Below are 25,677 nucleotides of genomic sequence, written 5' to 3'. Positions count from 1 at the left end.
GCACACCAAAAAAAGAGTCATACTGTTTGTACAGTATGACTCTTTTTTGCTATATAATCAACTAATTACAAGCGTTCTTTATTTCTTCGATAGAGTTAAGATCAGTACCATTGCCATAACATTGGAATGCCCCCTCTAATGTCGTAATATTTTTTAATGGACAATAGGTCGTTAGAGCCTTATTATAATAAATATCAAGACCACCATGTAGCTCTCTAATGGCACCAAGTCCAGTTCGGCTTGATTCATCTCCTAGTGAATTTAACTTCATGTTTTCACGGATATTCAACTTTCCATTAATACGAAGAGGATCACCAAATCCAGTTAATGCAGACATCTCTGAAGATCCAATTAACTCTAGATTTCCTTTTATTAAACGTAAATTAGATAGACCTTTAAAATCACCTAAATGATCACAATATTGAGAAGATAAAGTTCCTCCTATTGAATCTAGTTTAGCAAAACCTGCAATCGTAGTTAGAGTTGGACAGTTTTGAAAATGAAGGCCCTCTTTGATCTCTTCAACACTACCAAAACCTCCAACAGTTTCAAGCATATTACAATTTGAAATCAGTACACTTTTTCTTAATGTATCTAATTTTGGAAGAAGAGATAAACTAACCAAAGATGAGAGGTTTTTAACTTCCACCTTACCACTTAGATACTTTACATTGTCTAATCCATTGAAATTATTCAGCTTTGCACAATTACGCAATTCAACATTCCCAGGAATAGAATCAATAAGAACAGTTCCATTAAGAGATTCAATAGCATTACAGTTATTAACTATAAGAGAACCATATAATGCTTTTAACTTTGCAAGGTTAGTCGTACTATTCAATTTAGCCAAGTTATCTAAAGATAGACTTCCTTTAAGGTATAATAAATCATCTAAACCTTCTAATGTCTCTATTTCGGGACAATCCTTAATCGAAAGACCACCACTAATACTGTCAAGCAATGAGAATCCTGATAGTGTTGTGATCTTTGACAGATCACTCAATATAACACTACCTCCAACTTGATCTAACTTTGGAATAAAATTAACAGATGGTAGATCTATTGACTGTATCCTAATAGTTCCAGTAACTTCTCTAACAGTACTTAAACTAGACAAGTTCTCATGTGCATAAGTAATTGAAAGAGATCCACTAATTCGATCATATTTCTCATCTGCAAACTTCTTTAAGATCTCATCTGCATCAGAACCACTAATAGTAACCGAACCGTAATATGTCCCAGGCACTTCTGGCTCAGTTGGTGTTGTAGTGCTTGTATTGTCATCACTACTCTTTTTACATCCACTGATAATTAAGGATGAGATGAGAAGAAGAAAGCTTAAGGATTTAAATATTTTTTTCATATCAAATTTATTCATGTCGTTTCCATATAGATCAATGATGATCGAAATATCAAGTCGTTAAAATACAAAATCCCTGCCACAATTGTAACAGAGATTATTGATATTTATTTTATTTTCTTGAACATCACTTAGATAACTCCAACATTCTTAAGATTGGAGACTTCGCTTGTTCAATAGTCTCTTCTGACAATATAATTTCAGGCAACTCATACTTTAGAGCATTGTATAACTTAGGTAAAGTATTTAGTTTCATGAATGTACAGTCATTACAACCACAAGTTGAATCAATTGATGGTGCTGGAATAAGTATCTTATCAGGACACTCTTTACTCATCTGATGTAGTATTCCACTTTCCGTAGCAATAATAAATTTCTTATTATTACTCTCTTTCACGTAGTTAAGTAAAGCTGTTGTCGACCCCACAAAATCAGCGACCAACAAAACTGGTTGTTCACATTCAGGGTGTGCAATGAATTTAGCATCTTTATTTTCGTCCATCAACTTAATGATTTTCTCCAAAGAATACTTCTCATGTACCATACAAGCACCATCCCATAAGATCATATCACGACCTGTAACAGAGTTCATATAATTACCTAGATTTTTATCTGGAGCAAAAATCAACTTTGCATCTTCTGGAAAAGAATCGACAATCTGTCTTGCATTTGACGATGTTACAACAACATCAGTAAGGGTCTTAATATCGGCAGTGCAATTTATATATGATATAACTTTATGATCTGGATATTTTGCCTTGAAAGCAGCAAAAGCATCTTTAGGAGCAGATTCAGCCAATGAACAACCAGCATTTAAATCTGGTATAATCACCTTTTTAGAAGGGTTTAATATTTTAGCAGTTTCACCCATAAAGTGAACGCCTAAAAATACAATAATATCTGCTTCTGTTTCTTGAGCTTTTCTTGCTAAAGCCAAACTATCACCTAAGAAGTCTGAAATATCCTGTAGTTCAGGAGAGATATAGAAGTGACCTAAAATCACTGCATTCTTCTCCTTTTTTAATTTCTCTATTTGGCTAACGATGTCCTCTTCATTTGAGATTGGCATATCAATATACCCTTTCTCATCTAACATCTCTTTAATCTGTATGGGTTCCATACTATTATTGAATGTGTTAATATTTCATTTTTGTCCTTTTTTCAAAGGATGATACGGGCTCCAAAAATAAGAAACCTTTTTGTAACTCTATAAGAATAACCTACAAACCTTTATATCTTAAGCATGCTACATTGCTCTTTATATCTTAATGAAGCCCACAACATCTAATATCTCACCCCTTCTTTACCCCCTCTATATTAATCTCACTATAACTCCTTCTTAAGCGTTACACCTTTAAGCTCATATTTCTTCCCTTTAGTCAAGAAGGACCTATAGCTCAATAAAATACTTTGATCACTTTTGTCATATACACAGCTCTGAACCTCCGTTTTTTCGATATAGAAGTCTCCATAATTACGTCTCATAAACCACTTTTTATAACTTGTATAAGTCCCTAATAGCATTTGGTCAATCCCCATAAAAACGTTGTTTCTTTCGATCGTATTTATCTTAAAAGATATTCTCTGTGGATACTTTTTGGGGCCACCATAGAATGACCAAACAGGTAAGTCCGAAATGCGGATAAATTGATTATCTTGATCTCGAACATACTCCACATCGACACGATAAAGATGTTTCTTCATATAGTGATCCTTAAAAGATAGTTGATACTTACCTGATATGTCTTCAGTCCAATCATAAGGAGTAACAGTCAACTCAAAAGTAGAACGATGCGCAATGGTAAGAGATTCACGATTATTTGAAACGAGCTTGAGACTCCATTTTGTTTTATCATATATCGTCTCATAATCAACAGGAATTTTAATTGACAAACCATACATTCCCTTTTCAAACCTAAATATATTAGTATCCAAACTAAGTTCCGAACTTCCTGAGATCCTTTCAACCTCAATATGAAAATCTAAGTTCTCTTCAATCTGACCATATACAAGTTCCACTTTTAGCTCTATATCTTTTACTTTAGGGGACATCTCGATATTTGCGATATGTTTGGAGAACTGTATTTGGGGGAGACCATCATAAAAGACATCCTTTTTTTGTTGACAAGAATAAAGCATTATGCAACAGAGCACCCAGAATATACTTATATACTTACGACTCATATCCATCATTTTGTTTCATTTTTTTGTTTGCATTCATTTCAACTGAAGGTATAGGCATCGTAAATCGATGATCATTTGCAGGAAGTAACATCGTCTGAGTAGAAATCAAACGTACTATTTTCTGTTGACGTATTTTGAGGCGAAAGAAATGTTTCGACTCATACACAAATTCCTTTCTATATTCCTTTTCAATAAAATCAAGCAAAGAGGAGCGATCCACAAAAGTATATGGACTTTCACCTCTCTGTTTGAGATATACATTTAGATCCTCTACAACTGATGTTGTTACATCTCCATTGTCAATCTGTAAAAACCATAATAGAAAGTGTACTTCTGCCATTCTTAAAAGCTTGACTGTTCCACCATTTGGCATATCTGCCCCTGGTTGACCCATATACTTAGTTATCTCATAGTTGCTTCCAACTTTTCGGAAAAATAGATTTTTACGTACATCAGAGTCACCATAACTATTTACAACAGTAGAAGGTGCATACCACTTAGGTCTCTGATTTCTTGTGTCATAATATATCCATGCATTTTGGGGATTATCCTTATCCGTTTTAATTATTTCAAACAAAACTCCTTCCGATGTATATGAAGTCCATGAATCACGATACTTGCTTTGGTCTATCCAATCACTCGAGTTGAGATCTATATGTAGTAACGTATTTATTGCCTTATCTTTTTGATCCTGATACTCATATATCTTGGCTAACAAATAATAGGCTACTCTTTGATTGGCTGTTGTCGGAGAAGTTGATTTATCAAGTAGTGGTAATGCCTCATTAATATCATCGATACAATTGGAAAGATTAGAAACTATGGTTTCTCTTTGATATAATGAAAAAACTCGTTGCTTGATATATGGTACTCCCATTGAATTTTCATCAAACGGATAAGAAGAAAAAAGACGGATTAAGTCAAAATGCACCATAGAACGTATTAGCTTTGCTTCGGCTTTCATCTGCTCATATCGTTCTTTATGATTCTCATAATCGTTAGTAGGGAAAGATTGGTCTATGATCGTATTTGCAAGATATACTGTATGATAGGCTTTTTCCCATATTGCTGTCAGTTGTGGGTTCATAGCGTGAAAAGTCCAATGATATATTTGTTGATACTCTCCATTATTTTGAGGACTTGCCTCCACATTATCAGTCAAGAGATCACCTATTCCCATAGATAAGAAACCACCATATAAAGCTTCATCACCTAATGAACTATAGCATCCCCTAACCATTACCTCCCAAGATGCATAATCTTTAAATGCCATTTGCTCACCAAAAGCATCCCGAGGTTGATAATCTAAGGATAATGTACAACCTGTGATGAGCGTAAATATTGATAATATTGATAGAATATATTTCATAATATCCTTTTTAAAAATTCATTGTTATACCGAAAAAGATAGATTGATTGGATGGATATCGGAAAGCATCGACAGAACGTGCCATTTCTGGATCTATTCCACTGTAATTGGTCCACGTATATAAATTGGTTGCCTCAACACTTAATGTCGTATTAAAAGGTAAAAAGCCAAAATCATGACGACCAATACTATAAGCAATTCTGACATTCTTAAGTTTTATATAGTTACCCGATTCAACATAGCGAGTTGACATCTGGTGGTTATTTCCATTTGCAACTTGTTTGGGGATCTTTGTCATATCACCTGGTATTTCCCAAGCCTCAGTTAATAACCTGCGGTCTTGGTTATATATCATAAACTCACCATCTGATTCAAAGAAATATCGATTATTGTTCACTACTTTGTTGCCAGCTGCACCTGTAAATAATACAGCTATTTCAAGATTTTCATTTTGAAGACGAACTCTGAATGATCCATTATGTGGTGGTATTCCTGTACCAATCACAACGGCATCTGATTGATCATAAGTCTCAGTTAAACGACCATCCTTCTTAACCCAAATTGGTGATCCGTTCGATACATTAACACCTCCATAAGGAACCAAATAAACACTACCTAAGGCCTCTCCTTCTCTGATAATCGTAAAATTATTGACTATATCTTCTCCGTTAGGTGTATGTGTTACCTCATTATCATTATACGAATATTGTGCTTCAAAGGTTAAACTCCAAAAGCCTTTCGTCCATGGCGTTGCAGTAAAAGAAGTTTCAAAACCACGATTACGTACAGCACCCGCGTTCATCATCTTCGTAGAGAAACCGTACAATCGAGATAGTTGTACATCTAGGAGTAAATCATCGGTATATTGTTCATACCAATCAAGACTGATACCATACTTGCTACCTTTAGACAAAAAATCAAATCCTATACTTTTGGATAGACTTTTCTCCCAACCTAATGCTTTATTCCCAACCTGTTTTGCAGCACCAGCTTTTTTACCGCTATAATATTGATTAAACTTATATAACTTCATTGTTTGGTACGGGGAAATACTTTCATTTCCAGACGTTCCATAACTGAATCTTATTTTAAATAGATCTACGTTCTCATTAAAAACACAACCAGATAGATCTAATCCAGAACCTAAAGAGTAGAAGTTCGAGTAGGGGTTATTCTTACCAAAAACAGAGGAGCCATCCCTTCTAAATGATCCATCAAAGAAGATAATATTATTCCAATCATACTTTATAAATGATATATAACTCAGCATATTTCGTTCCCAATATCGCTCTGCTGTTTGAAATGGCTTTTCTGCTGAAGACAAAGAAGAAAGTAATGGAGATACATACCCTTTGGCTAAAGCGATAAAGCCATCTTCCTTTCGGTAGTCAGTCTCAAAGGCCCCCATCAACTCAATATGATGATTCGAAAGATGATGTTTATAATGCAATTGGTTTGATGACTGTAAACGTGTATTGCCTGAATAACTTCTCTTTTTATCTCCTTGAATTGAAGATGAAGGATCTAATTGATACATACTAATTCCAGGAGGATTAAATTGATCTAATAGAGAATGAGAATAATTCCAAGAGTACAACCCTGTAAAATAAAATCCTGCTAAAATATCCCATTTAAAATTGCCTTGCATTCGCAAATGATACGTTTTTGTTTCATTGTTAATCATTTCTAAATCACGTATTGCATTCGGTCCTAAAGATGTTGAAATATAATTTCCTTTTTCATCTCTAGGTGCATCATAAGGATTATTCAAATATGCCTGAATTACAGGACTATTTTTCACCAATTTATCACCTATACCTGTAGGATTCTTAGCATCTAGGTAATTCCCATAGAAGAACAAAGAGGTGGTGATTTTATCTCCTAGGTGATGATTCAATCGACTTGTAAATGAGAAATTATCCAATGAAGAATTTTGTAAAGTACCCACATCTTTTCGATACGATAGCTGATGACGGAAAGCGGCTTTACCTTTTCCTCCTTCGATATTTACACCCAATTCTGTAGAAGTACCTCTTCTCAAAACTTCTTTTTCCCAATTTGTTGGATTGGCTGCCAACTCATCAATACGCTCCTCTGACAATCTTTTAATCCCCAGTAAGACTTCATATTGTAATTTCTCTTTTGAGCTCATCAAGTCAACAGGTAGCAAATTAGGGTACCTTAAACCATAGGTAACAGATGCCCCCACATGAAACCCTTTTGTTTTTGCTTGTTTGGTTTCTATAACAATTACTCCATTCGCCCCTCTAGAACCATACAAAGCTGTTGCCGTCGCATCCTTAAGAATTGATATTGACGAGATATTTGAAGGGGTTATCTTTTGTATAAAAGAAGCCTCGACAACCAATCCATTCAAAACATACAAAGGCCCAGCGTATGCATGAACAGAACTTGCCCCTCTTAAAAACATAATGGGAGCAGCATTTGGATCTCCCGATTCAGTTATAGACTGCAACCCACTTACCCTACCTTGAAGCAAAGCACCTATATTTGAAACAGATGTACGTAGATTATTATCATTAATAGAGGTTACTGCTCCATTTAATTTCTTCTTCGACCGACGGCCATAAGCAACAACAATCGTTTCTTCTAGGATCTTCGTAACTGGGAAAAGTATGACTTTATTATTATCCGATTTTTCACACAAAAAAAATTTTTCTCTATATCCAATAAATCGAACACCTATTGTATCTCCTATATTGGCTTTTAACTTGTATCTTCCCTGTATATCTGTTACAACTCCAGTATTATTATTTTTATTATATACAGTAGCTCCAACCATTATTTCATGCGTATTACCATCAAAGACAGCACCTGTTATTTCTTTATTTTGCCCCTTTATATGGCAAGATAAGATGGACAGAACACCCCAAATAATTATTCTTTTCATACGATTAAAACGTTAAAAGGTGGGAAAACAAATGTTTCCCCACCTCTATAAGACTACTTAGACTTATTTACTTTTTGATCAACTTAAATGTTTTAATTCCCAATGAACTATGTATTCTTAGAATATAAACACCTGTATCAAGTTTTACATTTCTCTGAATATTTAAATCATTATCGAAATCGTAAAGAATATATAATAAAACACCTTGTGAATTATAAATTTCCATCCTTTCCACGGAAACCCCTGAACTAACAGTTACATGCAACCTGCTATCAACAAGTGGGTTTGGAAACACCTTAATTTCATTAAATTCACTATTAGGCCATACACTTGAAAGAAGTAGTACATCCAGTTCTATTTCTTCTGTTTTTGGAGAAACTAAATACAAGTACTCCATTTGCATCCAATATTTATGAAGGCCTTTAACCACATTCTTATCTTGGTACTTTCTTAAATCTAGATCTGTAATCCTTTCTATTATTTTCCCATCTCTAAAAATTAAAAATGCTCTTACATCTTTATCAATTTTTGTTGTATGCCAAATGATATTGACAGCATCAGTACCTTCTTCAACCAGTAATTTATCAATAGTCAATTCATCTATGACACGGATAGTTTTTTCATCACTTTGAATTATCGAACCATTTTTTAATACCACCTCTAATTGATAAACAGCAACTCCTTTTTTGAAGCTTTGATCAACATACTCATTGACATCAACATCTCTAATTTCAGTTATTGACTTACCTTCTTTCAGGATATTGTAATGATCAAACAACTCCTTAAATCCATAATATTTCCATGAAAGTCTAGCCTCAGGCCCTTCAATTGATGCATCAAATGACCTTAGACCTAGTTCCATTTTGTTTTGGTGAACAATAATCTTCATTGGACAACCAACAACACCTTCCGCATTAATCACCAATACCCCATCACGGGCTTCTACAGTGTTCTTATCTACAGCAATTGATATAGATGCACTATTCTGGTAACTTGTTTTGGAGAGCTTTAACCATGGAACATTGCTGTTAATCTCCCAACTAACCTCTGCATCTCCAGCAAGAGTTGCTAAAAGGGTTATCGTCTGAATTGAAGCATCAATATCAAACATTTGATTGTTTACACTCATCACACTCGGGTTCTTTTGAGGGTTTTCATAACTAAAAAGAAACTCATCCCAAAGTGTTTCACTAAAGTTTAGATAATTAAGCGGATCTAGATACAACTCTTTATCTAACTCAGTACTGATAGTCTTTGGAAACCAAACCCTATGCCCTGTTACTGATGCATTCGCTTTACCGGTAGAACCACTTTCTACAATAGTATTTTGGTACACATCATAGAAAGTTCTCGCTTTATCTCTTAAAGCTTGAGGAAGTTGATCATTGATCATGATCAATCTTGTAAAATGGCCTAAATCGCGATGATCTTTATTGCGTTTCGAATACCAACTTAACTCTCGTGCTGTTTCAATCTCTTTCTTATGATCATACACATGATCAATCAATGATCTAGCAAAATCATTCAATGTCGAGATATATTCATTTTGATACATGGTTAAATCCGTAGCCGCTTGTGTAACATCTGCAGGGTTCGAATTTCCACCAACAGTGTAACTCTCCACATAGTCAGTAACCAAATATCTACTCATCTCTTCACTGGTGATCAATGGATTAGAATTCATTCTTTCAAATGCCACTTTGTAGTCCCATCCATCTCCTGGCTCAGTCTTCTCAGAAGCCAATAAGTATTTTGCATACGGCATAACCTGATAAGCTGTTTCTGTTTGACCAAGTAGACACAAATCAAATCCTAGAATATCAATCTTCTTACCAGTACGCTTTACTGAATTTGCCAACGCTTTATCTAATTCCCACAAGTTCATACCACCAACAAATGACCTTTCAGTCACTTCTCCATCTCTAAAAATACCATTACCATGATCCCAAAGAGTTAGTCCATATCTTTCGGCAGGGAAACTCTTTTGTGCAAAAGCCAAGAATTTATCCAAAGTATTCCAATCGGACATTTTAGGATCCACACCAAACATATCTGAAATCTTTTTCGACACTATTGTGTTATTTTCTCCTTCAGGATCTTTGGTCACATAATAAACACCATCCTTAGAATCATCATCTGCATCATAAAGAACAATGTAGTTAACCAAACCTGGCACGGACCCATTGAATTCAAGCTCATTAATATCTTCGGCTCCATCTAAACCAGTATTGTCTTCATATAAATAGATCATCCAAGTCCATGCCGACGTATTATTTAATGCAACATTTACAACATCAGGAGAACTCTTTTCACTCTCCCCAGCATAACTATAAAGTGCCGATACAGAGTAGGTGTAAAAGTTCGGATCTAAGTTTACATCAGTATAAGTTGTTGTTTTGAAATCATCTATTTGATGAATCATTTTTCCATTACGATAAATCCGATATCCAATACCTTTCCCTTTATCGTTTCCAGTACTACCCTTTTCTGCATTTACTCCCACTTTCAAATGTGGACGATTCTCTGGAACAAAACAGTCTTTCGAGTCAAAGACTCTCAAACGGTCTCCTTCTGCTGCAACGAGACACAATCCATTATTGGGCAGTTTACCTGAAATCCATGCTTTAACGAGGTCTGTAATATCAACTTCTTGCCATCCATTCGATCCAAAGTAATACTCTCCCCAAACCTTTTGATCATCATAGGATATCTTTGAGCTAAAGTCAAACGTACTTTCATCCCATGATTCATCAATTGCATAAATCTTTGAAGGCTCAGTATTATGGTCATTGGCCATAAAAATCTGATTCAATCTTAACTTGACACTCTCGATCTCTTTACCTTTAAATTGTTCTATATCAAACTTAATCATAGAAACCTCATGATGTCCCTTGGGAGCATAGTTTGCAACCCACAATTGTTCATCACTATACTTCCCCGTTTTTGCTGGACCGTAAGTATCCCCCTCAGGGTAAACATTGATATACTCTTTTTTGATCGGACGATCCCATGTCAAAAACACATTATTCGTGTTATCCGATTGTGTTTTCACCTCTGCATCAAGGTGTGTAGGAGGAAAATCATTCTCAATATCAATAAACACAACCTCAGGAAATGATCCATCAGAAGTACCTTTCTCATATTTTACTCGAACATAATACTCATATTCTCCACGTTTAAGGTGCTCATCTTTATAGGTTAGCGTATTCTCATCTAGTTTCGTCAAAAGCCTACCGTCTCGATACAACCAATATGATTCAACTTTATTTGTTCTTTGTGGATCAGATAATACAGGGGCATTCCATTGTATCTGCACATTATTGTAGTCTTCCACTGCGACTTGAAATCCTTCAACTTCAGGTGTAAATGGTATTTCATCAATCAATACATCATCAATTGTTACCCCTCTAGCCATGTTTTCATATCCAGGAGTCATATCATGCCTCCATCGAATAAATACCCTTTGGTTAGCATATGGAGAAAGATCAATTTTAATGTGATGATAAGAATCACTAATCAGAGAGGTGGAATAAGATCCTAATTCCGTCCAACTTAGACCATTATCTGAACTTATTTCCACAAAAGTAAAGTCGTATGCTCCTTGTCTCGGTTCTGGAGAATATCTATTCATCCACCAAAACGAAAGTTGATAGTTTTCGGGTAAATGAATAGGAGGAGTTACCAATATTGCATCACCATCATACTTCCAATTTGCACTAGCAGCACCAAATCCATCATGCGTTATTCTTCCGAGATGCCATGAATCATTAGGTGAAGACCATCCAGGAACAGGGAATTGATTTCCTTCAAACCCTTCATAGAATGGAAAATGTCTCACTTCAGCATCCGTCACATTAACTTTAATCGGGATACGAACAACTTTAGATGGACCATTATGATTGATGACTAAGTCAACCGACTTATTTCCAATATTTACAGGGTTAAAGTCAACCTGAATCTCGCCGACTTCTGTTTCTGCAATAGAAATCGACTGCTTTTTAACAGTGAATTCTGATTTATTAACTCCTTCAATTACAACACTGGTAACATTTAATGGACCAACTCCTATATTCTTGAAATTAAACTTATAACTTGGATGCTCATGTAGCCCAATCGTTGGAGCATCAAAATTAATATAACGATGATGTATAATTGGAGTAATAGGCGCATCAATCACCTCAACACGCATCGAAGGAACAAATGATACCATTAGACCATCTCTTCCATCTATTGTTATTGGATCAGGATTTCCATCAACATTATGATGTCTCTTATAATAAGATACTAGTTCTTCTTGTTTTGGAGATATCGCAAATCCTGCTTGATCATTACCTAATACGTGACCATTGGAATCTAGGCCTATCACCAAATTCTTACCCACTTCATAAATAAATGGAATTTCTAAATCAATAGCGACCCATCCAGCTTGATTTGGCAAATGCATTGGTCCTTCATATACTTTTGTCAAATTAGCATACGGCTCCCATTTTTGTCCATCTCCAAAATTACGTCTCGTGGTATTTGCCATAAAAATTGTAATATCTTCTTCAGCTTGAACCACACCATTGTAATAATAGAAAATACGACTAATCCGTTTGCCGTTTAACGAGGAAAACATTGAAGCAGGATATATACTTTGGCTGTAAGTATAAAATGGGGAACCAGCAACTCCACAACTTAAAGGCAAAGCCCCTAGTCCAGTTTCTTCATTTTCGGAACTATATGTTTTAATAATGGATCCCCCTAACTCCGTTTCAAATCTATTTACTTCTGATGTTGTAGAGAAAACAGTACCTTTTGAATCCGTTGCACTGTTAATGACTTTCCAAAAATAACTTGTTCCATTCTTTAACTTTTGGGGCAACTGATAAGATGTAAACAAATCATTTGAGACACTTATTTTATTAGCATCACTCAATGGAAGTTTTTCTGAGAAAAATAAATCCACAGTCTTAGCTCCTGCTCCATTTACCCATGATAATACTGGTGTTAATATCACATCTTCATCACCTTTCTTTGGAGTCATCCCTGTAATGTCTCCAGGGAATACTCGAACTTGAATCACTTTAGAGTAATCATCTCCATCTAATAATGACCCCTTGAATACAATATTTGCATTTTGGATACCCACTTTGTTGGCAAGAGCTCTCACTGACAAAGTTACTTTGGAGCTAGGTGACACGGTTAAAGGTAAAGTGTTTACAACTTCAAACTGATCTAAATTAGCTCCTTCTAATTTCAATAGTTCAGAAGTCACACTAAAGGACGTATTTCCCTCATTGGATAACTCAAAATCATAAGTTTGCATACTTACCCCCTGATGAATATCTTTAAAAGAAAAAGGCTTCTGTGCTAAGAAATCATCATTTAGTTTATATGCAATCTTTGATGCGGAAGTTAAGGTTGGTCCACTCACATAATCGACACTAATAAAAGCTCTATACTTTGCTTCTGTCACACCATGAAATGCAATATAAACTTCCTCTTCTTTAGCCAATAAAATTTCGATTTTCTGGTATTCATCTGTAAGATCGACATCCATTATTGATGTGAAAGTTGAGCCATCAATACTCTTTTCTATCGTTAATTGATTTGATGAAGAAGAGGCTCTTGCATAAAATACCAATGGAGTAACACCATCTCCAACGACTTTAGGTGTAACCAAACGAGATTCGCTTGCATAACTATAATTAGCTTTCAACCTTGCATGATTACTTCCTTTGTAAGAATCACTCTTATAAAGACTCCAAGTAGATTTAGTCATTTTGAGGTTCTGCCAATCGGTAGAAGGGAAAGCAGTTCCTTCAAAATCATCAAGTAAGACATGTTCAGCAAGTACTGATACGCTTTCAGTTAATCGATTATTACTTAGGTTATCATCATCCGATAACACAAACTTAATAGCATGCATTCCTTTCTCATTAGCGTGCCATTGATAAGTAAGGGTATGACTTTGTTGCTTCTCAATTGTAGGTAAGTGTAATGTCTCAATTAAAGTTGATTTATTATATACTTTAACCGTATTGCCACTTTGAGCATTATCACCATTGTTGCTTATAACTACCTCAAAAGTAATATCATTAGTTACTTGTATAAAACTCGATGCATTATGTTTTAATGATTCTAGTTTTAAATCATTCGGGAGTACCTTATCGATAGAGATATTGTCAATAGCTAATCCACTAGAAGCAGCATCACTTGTTCCATGATAACCCCAATAGTATACTCCATCATTAGACACCGTAAATTCATCAGATGTAAGCTCATATGTATTTCTTGAGACTTCAACATTATCTTGTAATACAGAAACCTCTACATCATGAGAATTAAATAACACAACACTATACTTCTCCGTTTTTGTATTAACCCCTCTTATATTGGAAATTATTCTATATTTCTGCCCCTTCTTTAGTTTAACTGGAGCACTACAGATCCAATCGTCCATTGGAGAAGAAGTATAAGAGTTGATGATCGATACACATCTCTTTGAATTTTGTGAATGATAAGAATCATCAATCTCCCACTCTTTTTGATCACCATTAATATTGATGCTTCTCCAACCATAAAGGTTCGTTGAGTTTGCATCTTCGAAACCTTCATAATATGGAATATCTAACACTCCATACGACTTCGTTTGCCAAGTTAACTCCTGTAATTCGGAATTACCCTGTGATGTGACCTCCACCACAATATTATCCACATTACCAGCTACAACTTCTCCCTCTTTTGCTCTAATCTTTAATTTAAAGATCTGACTTTCTGAAGGTAGTATTTCGCAAGAAGTTACAATTGCATCATCTTTAGTAACAGTAGCTTCCCATCCATTCTTTACAAATGAGAAATCATAAGTATCTGCTTTCGATCCTTTGTTCTGAATGGTAAATAATAAAGTATGCCATTTACCAATCATTTCAGTTAATGAATTCGTTTCTTGCTTCACCACAGACACAAATGAAGGGGCTTCGGCAATTTGAATATTAGATAATAGAAGCCCTTCACCTCTTGAGTTATATCCAGTATTAAAATCGACTCCAACATATATCTTTTTGTCCTTATACTTGGTTAGATCAAACAACAACCTTTGCCACCCAGCATCTTCGAACTGACCTGTGTTAACCCATTGTCCAAATGAAGATGCTTTAAAACGAGAACCATTTAATAGAGGACTTCCTGTATAAATCGTATTATCCAGTTCCTCTTTTACCCCTGTTTCATGATCTATAATAAAAACTCTAAAGTCATCAAATGGTCCCAATGATCCATTTACATCCAAATATAATGTTGGTGTCGTTGCACTCGAAAGATCTATAAATGCGTTGGTATTGATATCCACATCTTCACTGCTATCTGCCTTCAACCAAACAGAATTTTTACGGCTCGATGTAGTCGATTTTAATAATTCGACTTGTGTTTCAGAAGAAAGATTATAACTATTCAATGAACTATTGTCATCTTTAAAAGGATATGTCAATGGAACCATTGTTGTCGAAATAATATCGACTTCTTTAGTTAAACCTGACGATTGACTACTTGTAATAGACACCTTTTGTGAAATCTTAGATTGGTGCGCATAACTTCCTTTAATCCCATTCAAAGTCAAAACGACTTCTTTTTCTTCTCCGCTAACTAATGAAAGCTCTGTCACATCACTCCCATCAACAACAAATGTTCCAGTCAAACCATTACTTAGTGATAATGTATAAGTATCCTGTTTCTGACCTTTATTAACGACTTTAAAGTTGTACAATAAAGGCTCTGTCTCAACCCAAGTTTTGCTTGGAGAATTAACCGAAAGTTGTACATCATAACTCGGGGCATACTCTAACACAAAGTCATCAAGATACAAGTTTGTCGATGAAGTAGTATGAAAACCTATGAAATAAATACCATCCTTTGAAACACTAATCGCATGATCTTTTTTTACAAAATCTGATTGATAGAAGTCAGATATATTGCCTACGATACCATTATCATCTAATAAAGTAGACTTATCGCTAGAAACTTTTACCTTTAATTGGGCATTTCGATACTTCGATCCACCTTTTAATTGATAACTTAAGCGATAAATCTTACTTGAAGATAAATACATAGCTTGAGTTACTGCAATATCATTTGCATTATTATATTTAGAGTTAAATTCTAATACAGGAGAATTCGAAACCCCTTTTGTTGACGATAAAGACCACTGATTACTGTTATTATCTAAATTCAAGCTACTCCATCCCGTAGGTAAAGTATTCGAGCCATTAAAATTAACACTTATCGGATAAGTTCGGTTTTCTACTAAAGTGGTTAAAGAAATATTAATACTTTTATCTGTTATACTATTTTCACTTGAAGTAATGACAAGTGATGGTGCATAGATATAACCATTTACAGCTCCCTGATTCGGTGAACGAACAATAAGTTTCAGTGATTGAGATGCTCCATTTGCAATCGAAATATTATTAATCTCGGTACCATCCGATTTTACGACTCTCTGCTGCCATCCAGCTTCAATATTTTCAAACGACAGAGCATAAGTATCACTAGAAGAACCTCTGTTTTCTATTTCAAATGGAACTTCCACTTCAGTACCTAACCCTAGTTCTTTGGCAACTTCAGAAATAGATACATTAAATACATATGGATCTGCAGATTTAATAACAAGTTTATCTATAAAGGTATTCTTCGCTCCATAATCAGAGATCCCAATTAATTGAACCTTGACAACCGAGTTAGTTAATGGTATAGACATCTTTGTCCAATCAGAAGATGAATGTAATGGATATAGACCTTTACTCTTCCATTGTCCATCTCCCTCATTCACTTTTATCTCGATACTTGCAGGTTGAGATGAGCTATCTCCATTCCACCAATAAAATGTAAGTTCAGGAGATTTAACATTAGTGAGACTAAACAGAGGACTCTCTAGAATTCCTCTGGTTCCCTTTTGAAAGCTATAGTTATTAAACATGGCTGCATTGGCACCTTCATATACTGAATTAGGACCTCTATTGGTTCCATTGTTGATGGACCAATCACTTCCCAATGGGATAGATTTCAAGCTCCATCCACGTTAGGTAGGGTCGTCTTCAAAACCTTCTGTAAGAACTTGAGCTTTAGAACCCAAAGAAACAAACAGAAATAAAGATAGTAGAATTACGTTTCTCATAAATTTACAGTTTAAAAGTCCAAAGATAGATGGGCAATAAAGGGGGGACAATCATCATTTATTTGGATAATTCTTATGTGTAATAATTTTCACTATTGAATATAATACCTACAATCGGGTATAATTATAATTTCACACTAGCAATCATTTTTTAACAATACACATAAAATCAACACTCTAACAAAAGTTGCATGACAATCATCAGTTCTTATAATACCTATAAGTAGCTAGCTATTTATTATGAGTCATTCATGCGTAGAGATAAAACAGTTCCAGATAAAAGTTAAGACATTTTCACTACCCAAACACCCTGTTTAAACCATGTCTTCTGAGTATAAAGTCAGTCTAATATCTTTAATACTCACCTCTTCTCGGGTATAATTAAATAACGTGAAAAGGGCTAGTCATATGGAATAAGAAATTCGGCTGATAAATAATCCTAGTATATTTGTAATGGATAAATAATTGGGGACAAAGAATCAATTCTAATGAACAATCATCTTAATAATTTCAAACAATACCTTATAACAGAATCTCCTGATGTAAATAATTGCTGGGAGGAGTTAAAAACGATCTGCCAAGTAAATAGCTATAGTCCCAAAGAGACAATTCTTACTTCTGAAGAACGTTGTGATTTCTTCTATTTTCTCTCTTCAGGAACATTAAGAGGTTTTCAATATACAGACAAGGGTGATGAGAAAACAAAGTTCATATTCTCTAGACAACTCCTTTTTACAAACTACGAATCTTATGAAAATAATGAAATTTCATCAACGAATATAGTTACTGTGGATGAATCATTTGTAATAAAAATCCCTAAAGAGAAGTACGTTGATTTCCTATCTAGACATCCAAGCTTTTCACTATTAATGATTCAACTATTAATTCGGACAATATCTCGAATACTAAAAAGACGAAGCAAACTTGACCTATTAAAACCATATGATAGATATCTTTTTGTAAGAGAACATATGCCTAGTGTTTTTAATAATGTTCCACAACAATTTATTGCTTCTTACCTAAATATGACTCCTGTATCACTTAGCCGCATGAACAAACGTTATCTTGAATCACTGAAAAAATAATCTCAAGTACACTGCACTTCTTTACACGTGTTAAGTAGAAAAAAAAGAACACAATCTACTTTTGCACATATAAATCACAACAAGAAGTGTAATGGTTCATAGCACAAAGTGCCGGTTTATTATTCTATTATTCCTTACGATTGTAGGGTTTAGATTAACGGCAAAAGAAAAAAATAGCACATACAATTTGTCATTAGAACAGTGTATTGAGATTCTTCTGAATCAAAATCTGACAATAAAGAATCAACAAATAAGCATAACTCAACAACAGTTCGAAGTTCAAAATGGAATTGCAAATTCTCGTCCTCAGGTAGGAGCTGATATCAGTTTTACTGATCACTATCAAGTTGGAAGCATGCTACTTCCAGGAGAAGAAATTCCTGTCAGTTTAGGGCCTAATATTCAGACTTTAGTAACACTACATGCAGAGCAGTCCTTGTTCAACAAATCATCAAAGACAAATATCCAGTTACAAAGAGAGAGAGTCAAACTTACCTCTACTGAATTAGATCAAATTAAAGAAGATCTAATTTATAAGACTTGTATCCTCTTCTATGCAGTTTGTTCAACCATAGAGATGCAAAAAGTTATTGACGAACAGAATAAAATTCAAACTAGCATTATGGAAGAGACGAAGATCCGGATTCTTAATGGCTTCTCTTTAGAAACCGATCTTCAGCAAATGCAAGTGGAGTTATTAGATATAAAATCGAAAAACAGCTCTTTACATGTCGAAAAAACAAACCTACTAAACCAGTTGAAATCCATACTCAATATCAACATCAATGATACAGTTACACTAAATAACAAACATTCTCAAGAAGTTTTATCACTAAAGCATGAGCAACTCACATCAGAATTAAAATCTGTAATAAAGATCCAACAACAAAAGAGAGTTGACTCAATATCTATTCTTCATATTAAAGCAATGAGATACCCCAAGATCTCTCTTTTTGCCAACTATGGTGCTCAAAATCTATCGCTAGACATAAATGGTTTAACATCCTCTCCCTACTGGTCTGATATAGGGTCTGTTGGTATTAAGTTAACGATCCCAATCTATACATCAGGAAAGACGAGGAATCAAATTACGCAAAGAAAACTAGAATACGAGAAACATCAAGTTCAACAAGTCATATCTGATGTAGAGACTGCATATTCTAATGCCATCGCTAAATTTAAAGCCTCGCAAACAGACATTTTATTAGCCAAACAAAAGAAAATCCTTTCTAAACAAGTTCTCGACGTTTCATATCAGAAATATAAACAGGGAAAAATTGTAGTGAATGATCTTCTTCAATCTCAGGAAAAACTACTAGAGAATAACGTCATATATACCCAAAAAGAATTTGAGTTGCAGACTGCCAAACTGGAGGTCTTATACTATGAAGGACGAATTACTGAAATCACTCAATTATAGACATATCATGAAAAAAAAACATATACTTTATCCACTACTATGCATTTGTACAATCGCTTCTGCTGTTTACATATATCTCATATTCCAAAGAATCGAGACAGATGATGCACAAATAGATGCCAAAATAACTCCTATTATTTCACGCTTAGATGCCTTTGTTGATTCTGTCTATATCACCGACCACTGTAATATTAAACGAGGTGATACTCTTATTCAACTCGACACCATACCATTTATATTGGATATACATGAAATAGAGGCACAAATTAATGGACTTAGATCTAAATTACAATCAGACTCTGTCATCCTTTTGGGTAAGCAGATGGAGTACAAAATACAAACATTAAGACAGAACGAAATTTCAACTGAATATTGGCAGATACATGATAACTTTCAACGAACAGAAAAGATGTTCTCCAATAATGCCTCAACTCTAGACAATTATAACGAATCGAAAGCCAAGGACTTGATTTATGACAACAAGCTTAAAGGTCAGAAACTTGTAACCCAAAAAGCATTGATCGACCTCAATGATCAAAAAGAACAGATCAGAATTACCAAGGCTCAAATCAAAGAGACATTAATTAAACTAAGGAAAGCATACCTTAGCTTATCATATACAACAATCGTAGCTCCATACGCTGGAAAGATATACAAAGTAGACATTAAAAAAGGACAATTTATCAAGCAGTCTCAACTCATCACAGAGTTAACGGACAATCAAAACATCTGGGTTACAGCGAACTTTAAAGAAACAAAAGTAGCATATCTTCAACATGGTAAACATGTGAGCATCGAAGTTGATGCCTATCCCGACATAAAACTCAATGGGTATATTGACTCATATTCTCCTGCTACAGGTGCTCGTTTTGCTCTTTTTCCTAAGGATAATGCCACTGGGAACTTTATCAAAGTAGTACAACGCGTACCCGTAAAAATTCTATTTGATAAAAATCAGAACTTCTCCAATTTGATACCAGGATTGAATGTAAATGTAAGAGTTATCGACTAAAGAAAGTATATGATTCAAGAGACCAAAACAAACTCAGGTAAAATAGGATGGCATACCATCATCCTTGTTGCCACCGTCACATTCAGTGCACTTCTAGAGATTATAGATGCAACAGTAGTAAATGTAGCCACCCCGAATATAATGGGAAACTTAGGTGCTACACTTGATCAAATTGGCTGGGCAACAAATGCTTACTCTATTGCCAATCTACTAACTGTGATTATTGCCCCTTGGATGGCAAATAAGGTTGGGAGACGCAACTATATGGTTGGATCAATGTTAATATTTACCATTGGCTCACTTTTCTGCGGTAATGCAACCAATATCTGGGAACTCATTTTCTTCCGTTTTATTCAAGGAGCAGGAGGTGGAGCATTTCTTGTTACAGGTCAAACGATAGTTATAGAATCTTTTCCCAAAGAGAAGCTTCAAATGGCAAATGCAATCTTCACAATGGGACTTATTTTAGGCCCTGCATTAGGTCCTGTTTTAGGTGGGTTTTTAACAGAAACACTATCGTGGCCATATATCTTTTACATCAATATCCCATTAGGAATTATCGCCGCGATAGCACTATATCTTCTTGTTGAAGATAGTCCCTACAGAGATAAAAAGGCCAAATTAGATATGAAACAATATGCTGTTCTTTCGTTATTCATCATCTCTCTGATTACCGTTTTAGAGAATGGTGATCGCGAAGATTGGTTTGCAGAACCCTATATACGAATACTGTTTTTTGTGTCTATTATTTCATTTGTATACTATACCTATATTGCATCAAGATCCAAATACCCTGTAATTAATTTTCATCTGTTTAAGGATCGAAATTTCATGGTCTTCAACATTGTCAATATACTATCGGCCATTGGAATGTATTCAAGTACATTCTCAGCTCCAATATTTACACAACAGATATTAGGTTATTCCCCTCTTCAAAATGCATTACTAATCCTTCCTGCTACTATGGTCACCCTATTTTTGACACCATTAGTGGGAAAGATCCCCAAGAAAATGTCCTTTCTGATCATCGCTAATCTTCTGTGTTCTGTGTTTATGATGTCGTTCTCTGTTCTGTTTTTTCAAACAACACCATCTATCTCTGGTCATAGTATCACTTGGATATATGTCGTTCGTAGTATCGGTTTTGCATTGATGTTTTCCCCTTTGAATACTCTTACCTTTATGAACATCGATAGGAAATACATTTCAGATGCATCAAGTACCTATAGTACGATTCGAAAACTAAGTCAAACAATGGGAGTCGCATTAACTGCTACATTTATATCACATAGACTACCAGTCAAAGAACAACAGATCGGATCTATGATCCAGCCGTCTAGTTTTGGATACCAGTATCATCTACAACAGTTAACAGACAAGATTCATTCATTGGGAACACCTCTGTCAGAAGCAAGTCAAAAAGCTTACAATATTATCCACAATAACTATATGGATCAAGTGACATTTGCTGGTTATCGTGATGCTTATGCCATCACTTTCGTCACATTCTTAATTTCTATAATAATCGTTATTGTCTTTGCATTAATCAGTAAGAAAAAAAGTATATCCTAATTTATTCTTATGAACAAAGACTCATAATAAAGACGCCTCTTTCTTTAAATTAAGTAGATATTAATGCCTTATACGATCCATGTGTAAGGCATTATTTTTTCTTTTAACTAAGAAAATCTTTCGTGATAATCTGACGTCTTATTCATCGATAGCCTTAAAGAATATTAAAGCAAAGACCTTTCTAATAGGTACTAAACAAAAGATAAGAAGTCAACAATAGACTACTACTACCTTTGTATTAACAAAGTCAGAAGATGCAAATATGGAGAATATTAAAAATGATATATGATGAAATCATATAAGCAAAATTAACATCGATTATATACAACAAGTCTAACTACCTATCAAACATCCTAATATTATCAAGTTGGGCAATTCATACGCCTTGTCTTACTCTTTAAAACTAAAATTGGCTCTTCTACCAAAATCCCTATTCAAGAATACCCTACTCAATAAATAGACATTAAAATGAATCGAATAACACTGTTGGGAATGGACTTTTCCACTTTCCCATTTCTTATCATAGTAAGCCTCGGATTATGGTTTCTATTAAATACTCTTTTACAAACAATCAATCACAAAGCATACCCATCTTTTCGTAGAATAAACAGTATGCTGATAATGCTTTTTAGCATCTATTTAGTGATGACATATATATTTTAATACAGGTTAATAAGATGGTGAAAAATATTATAAAAATTGCTTTAATCATTTTACTCCTAGCATGCGGGTATCTTTCTGCAGTAAAACTCTGGGATCACTATATGATTAAACCATGGACACGTGATGCAAGATTAAGAAACAATGTAATAGGTATAGCCTCTTACCTGAATGCTAAAGTAGACTCCGTTTATGTCAAAGAAAATCAGTTTGTACATAAAGGAGACACATTATTCTCCGTTGATAAACGCGACTATATTAACGCTTACAAAGAAGCCCAAAGAACGTTAGCCGTTTTAAACGAAGAGAGAAATCAGGCACAGTCTGAATATAACCGTAGGATAGAACTTCCCAAAGGCTTAGTTAGTAAAGAAGAAGTAGATCAAAAAAGCTTTAATCTATCCATTGCCAAAAGTAAATACAGTCAACAACTAACAAAGGTGGAGAAGGCTCGAATAGCACTCTCTCGTATCGCAACATTGGCCACCGTCGATGGTTACATTACGAATATATCCAGCTTCAAAGGGTCATATATTAAAGTTGGGCAACAAATTATGAGCTTAATCGATGCTAATGGCTTCTACTTCTATGGCTATTTTATGGAAACACAATTAGCCAATATAACACCAGGTGATCGTGCTATAATTAAGTTGATGGCTTACCCTGACCAAATGATTTATGGCGAAGTAATTAATGTTGCACGAGGAATTGCAGACTACAGTAACACTTCAAGTTCAGGATCTCTACATAAAGTAGATCCCACATATGAGTGGGCACGTCTAGCTCAACGTGTACCTGTACTAATAAACATCACCTATGTCCCACCAGAGGTAAGATTAACATCGGGATTAACAGCAACCATTGAAATTGAAAATCAAAATGACAAATAATTTTCTATCGAGAGATCACGAAGCATACAAGTTTACTTCTAGACTAATGATGATACTTCCAGCTCTCATTTTGTTAGAATGGATTTGTATGCGGTTAGACATTGGTTCTGCCAATAGTGGCATTGCAACAATCATTGTCCTGACACAAGCTTCATCAGGTGCCCTTCACCAAAAGATGCGATTGCGACTCCTGGGTACAGTTATGGGGGGATTAGGTTTTCTCATCATCTATCCAAACTTTGCACAAGTGATGGAACTCGCATTATTTGGATTTGGATTATGGATCTTTGTAACAACACTTCTAGGCGAATTAGATCATGGAGACAACTATTATGCATACCAAGTTGCCAACTTAACAATTATGATATTGGCTTGGCATACTCTAGAAAGGCCCTTATCATCATCAATTATTTATGAAACAATAAATAGGATACTTCAAATTTCACTCGCTATCATCCTACTCTATGTTTTTGGAAATTTATTCTTTCCAAATCCTATTCATCATATGATGAAAAACGAATATACAAAGTGGATCAATAGCATTGAAAAACAACTTATAGGCAAACAAAAAGCCAAAGATCTAGATCTCTTCTTCACTGAACTTACAACCAAAATTCAAGGTTATGAAATAGAGATCAAAGCAAATCATTTTTTAAATTTTGATGCAATCAATGAAAACAGATATTTTATATATCACCTAGGTAAATTGCAGTGCTATCTTTTGAAACTCTCTTATTCTCTTTCATACCATGGAATTAGTCAAAACGAGTTTCAAAACGACTATGCTAAGACTTTAACAGGCATCTATGGCAAAACATCTCTCAATGAGAAACTAAAGATTGCGAAACTTTTTAGAACAGAGATCCTTCATGATAGTTTCGAAAAGAGACTTCCGAAGACAGTCCAAAACGATATCATTAATGTGGTAGATACCTATATAGAGCTACTTCATATTGCATCAAATTCACTCAGTTCAAAGATTCTTAGTCTCAAGAAAAGGTGGATAAAACGTTTTTATCATACAGTGCATTCACTGGCATTAAAGCGTGCATTACGTCCATTAGTTACAATGACGATCACAGCTCTTATTTTCTATTATTTTAAGATCCCAGATGGAAGCACATATATTGTTGTAGCAGTAATCTCAACATTAATGAATGCGAGGTATCCAGATCCCAAAAGACTAATATTAGTCTTATTACCTGCTGTGATCACAGGAATACTTATTAGCTATTTCTATATGTTTATTGTATTTCCTCTAATAAACACCTTTTTAATATACATTGTCGTTCAACTACCATTCTGGATCACTTGGATATGGTTAAAAGGGAAGAAAAAGTACAATATCTTTGCAACAGAGGTCGCTATTAATCTTATTATATTAGTTCCATTTACAAATAAAATGGATTACAATCTCGACAATTTCCTGAACACATGTGTCACCGTAATACTATCCATGTTTACTGTAGTACTAGTACTCAATACTGTCTTTCCAGAATCCACTAAAGGAATAAAGAAAAGTGTTTTACGTGCATCTCGTTACGATATGATACGGTTTACAAAAAGAAAGTTCAGTGATATTGAACAGCTCTTTAAAACGATAGCTAGAACAAAAAGTATTTCACAAATCCCAGAATCACGAGAAAAGAACAACCAACTTGCAAAGCAGTTATTTACACTATACAATATCGTTTGTCAAATGAAAGATTGCTGTTCATTCCTTAGCAAAGAGCAATATAAAATGATGCGAAGCAAGTTTAAAGGAGTTGTAAAGAATTTAGGGAAAGAGTCACACAATAAAGAGACAGAATCATTCATCCAGTTCATTAAAGATGAATTCCATGATACAAAAAAGGATGCTAGATATGAGATATCATACCTTCTTTATCTAATCAAAAAAGAATCTCACCATGAATAAAATATTTTTATTGCTTATCATACAAGCTATATTCTTCGTTACTAGGAGTCTGTCGGACTTAAGCAATGGGATATCGAGTGATTTCCGATTCTGATCTATAACCTGATTTAAGTTCTGATATTTGGCAGTTATTCGGTCTAAG

General features: G+C 34.6%; 12 protein-coding genes. 6 read left to right on the top strand and 6 right to left on the bottom strand.

The window, feature by feature from the left end:
- Positions 1 to 61: 61 nt before the first annotated feature.
- The 6 genes from K5X82_12645 to K5X82_12620 form a co-directional block, all read right to left on the bottom strand.
- On the bottom strand, positions 62 to 1,363 hold the full coding sequence (locus K5X82_12645) for a hypothetical protein (protein QZT36128.1): 1,302 nt from the start codon (positions 1,361 to 1,363) through the stop codon (positions 62 to 64).
- Between the two features lie 124 nt (positions 1,364 to 1,487).
- Complete coding sequence (nadA, locus tag K5X82_12640; GenBank protein ID QZT36127.1) at positions 1,488 to 2,480, bottom strand: quinolinate synthase NadA; 993 nt, start codon at positions 2,478 to 2,480, stop codon at positions 1,488 to 1,490.
- 206 nt (positions 2,481 to 2,686) lie between these two features.
- Complete coding sequence (locus K5X82_12635) at positions 2,687 to 3,553, bottom strand: hypothetical protein (GenBank protein QZT36126.1); 867 nt, start codon at positions 3,551 to 3,553, stop codon at positions 2,687 to 2,689.
- On the bottom strand, positions 3,534 to 4,913 hold the full coding sequence (locus K5X82_12630) for a RagB/SusD family nutrient uptake outer membrane protein (protein QZT36125.1): 1,380 nt from the start codon (positions 4,911 to 4,913) through the stop codon (positions 3,534 to 3,536). The genes K5X82_12635 and K5X82_12630 overlap by 20 nt, the downstream gene beginning before the upstream one ends.
- Before the next feature lie 10 nt (positions 4,914 to 4,923).
- Entirely contained in the window at positions 4,924 to 7,824 is a 2,901-nt protein-coding gene (locus K5X82_12625) for a SusC/RagA family TonB-linked outer membrane protein (GenBank protein QZT36124.1), read from the bottom strand.
- 67 nt (positions 7,825 to 7,891) lie between these two features.
- A complete protein-coding gene (locus K5X82_12620) occupies positions 7,892 to 16,870 on the bottom strand; it encodes a choice-of-anchor J domain-containing protein (protein QZT36123.1) in 8,979 nt (2,992 codons plus the stop codon).
- Positions 16,871 to 17,466: 596 nt separating this feature from the next.
- Between K5X82_12620 and K5X82_12615 the strand changes: the two genes are divergently transcribed.
- From K5X82_12615 to K5X82_12590, 6 genes are all read left to right on the top strand, one after another.
- Positions 17,467 to 18,063 (top strand): Crp/Fnr family transcriptional regulator, encoded by a 597-nt coding sequence (locus K5X82_12615; protein QZT36122.1) that lies wholly within the window; start codon positions 17,467 to 17,469, stop codon positions 18,061 to 18,063.
- 91 nt (positions 18,064 to 18,154) lie between these two features.
- Positions 18,155 to 19,483, top strand: a complete 1,329-nt coding sequence (locus tag K5X82_12610; protein ID QZT36121.1) for a TolC family protein — start codon at positions 18,155 to 18,157, stop codon at positions 19,481 to 19,483.
- A 7-nt stretch (positions 19,484 to 19,490) separates the two neighbouring features.
- Positions 19,491 to 20,495, top strand: a complete 1,005-nt coding sequence (locus tag K5X82_12605; GenBank protein QZT36120.1) for an HlyD family secretion protein — start codon at positions 19,491 to 19,493, stop codon at positions 20,493 to 20,495.
- A 9-nt stretch (positions 20,496 to 20,504) separates the two neighbouring features.
- Positions 20,505 to 22,067 (top strand): multidrug efflux MFS transporter, encoded by a 1,563-nt coding sequence (locus tag K5X82_12600; GenBank protein QZT36119.1) that lies wholly within the window; start codon positions 20,505 to 20,507, stop codon positions 22,065 to 22,067.
- A gap of 677 nt (positions 22,068 to 22,744) precedes the next feature.
- On the top strand, positions 22,745 to 23,617 hold the full coding sequence (locus K5X82_12595) for an HlyD family secretion protein (GenBank protein QZT36118.1): 873 nt from the start codon (positions 22,745 to 22,747) through the stop codon (positions 23,615 to 23,617).
- Complete coding sequence (locus K5X82_12590; protein ID QZT36117.1) at positions 23,607 to 25,535, top strand: FUSC family protein; 1,929 nt, start codon at positions 23,607 to 23,609, stop codon at positions 25,533 to 25,535. The genes K5X82_12595 and K5X82_12590 overlap by 11 nt, the downstream gene beginning before the upstream one ends.
- The last annotated feature ends 142 nt before the right edge of the window (positions 25,536 to 25,677 follow it).

The organism is Prolixibacteraceae bacterium (assembly GCA_019856515.1).
GTDB lineage: Bacteria > Bacteroidota > Bacteroidia > Bacteroidales > Prolixibacteraceae > Halosquirtibacter > Halosquirtibacter xylanolyticus.
The sequence above is the reverse complement of the archived record's forward strand: the minus strand, read 5'-3'. Positions and strand labels throughout refer to the sequence as shown.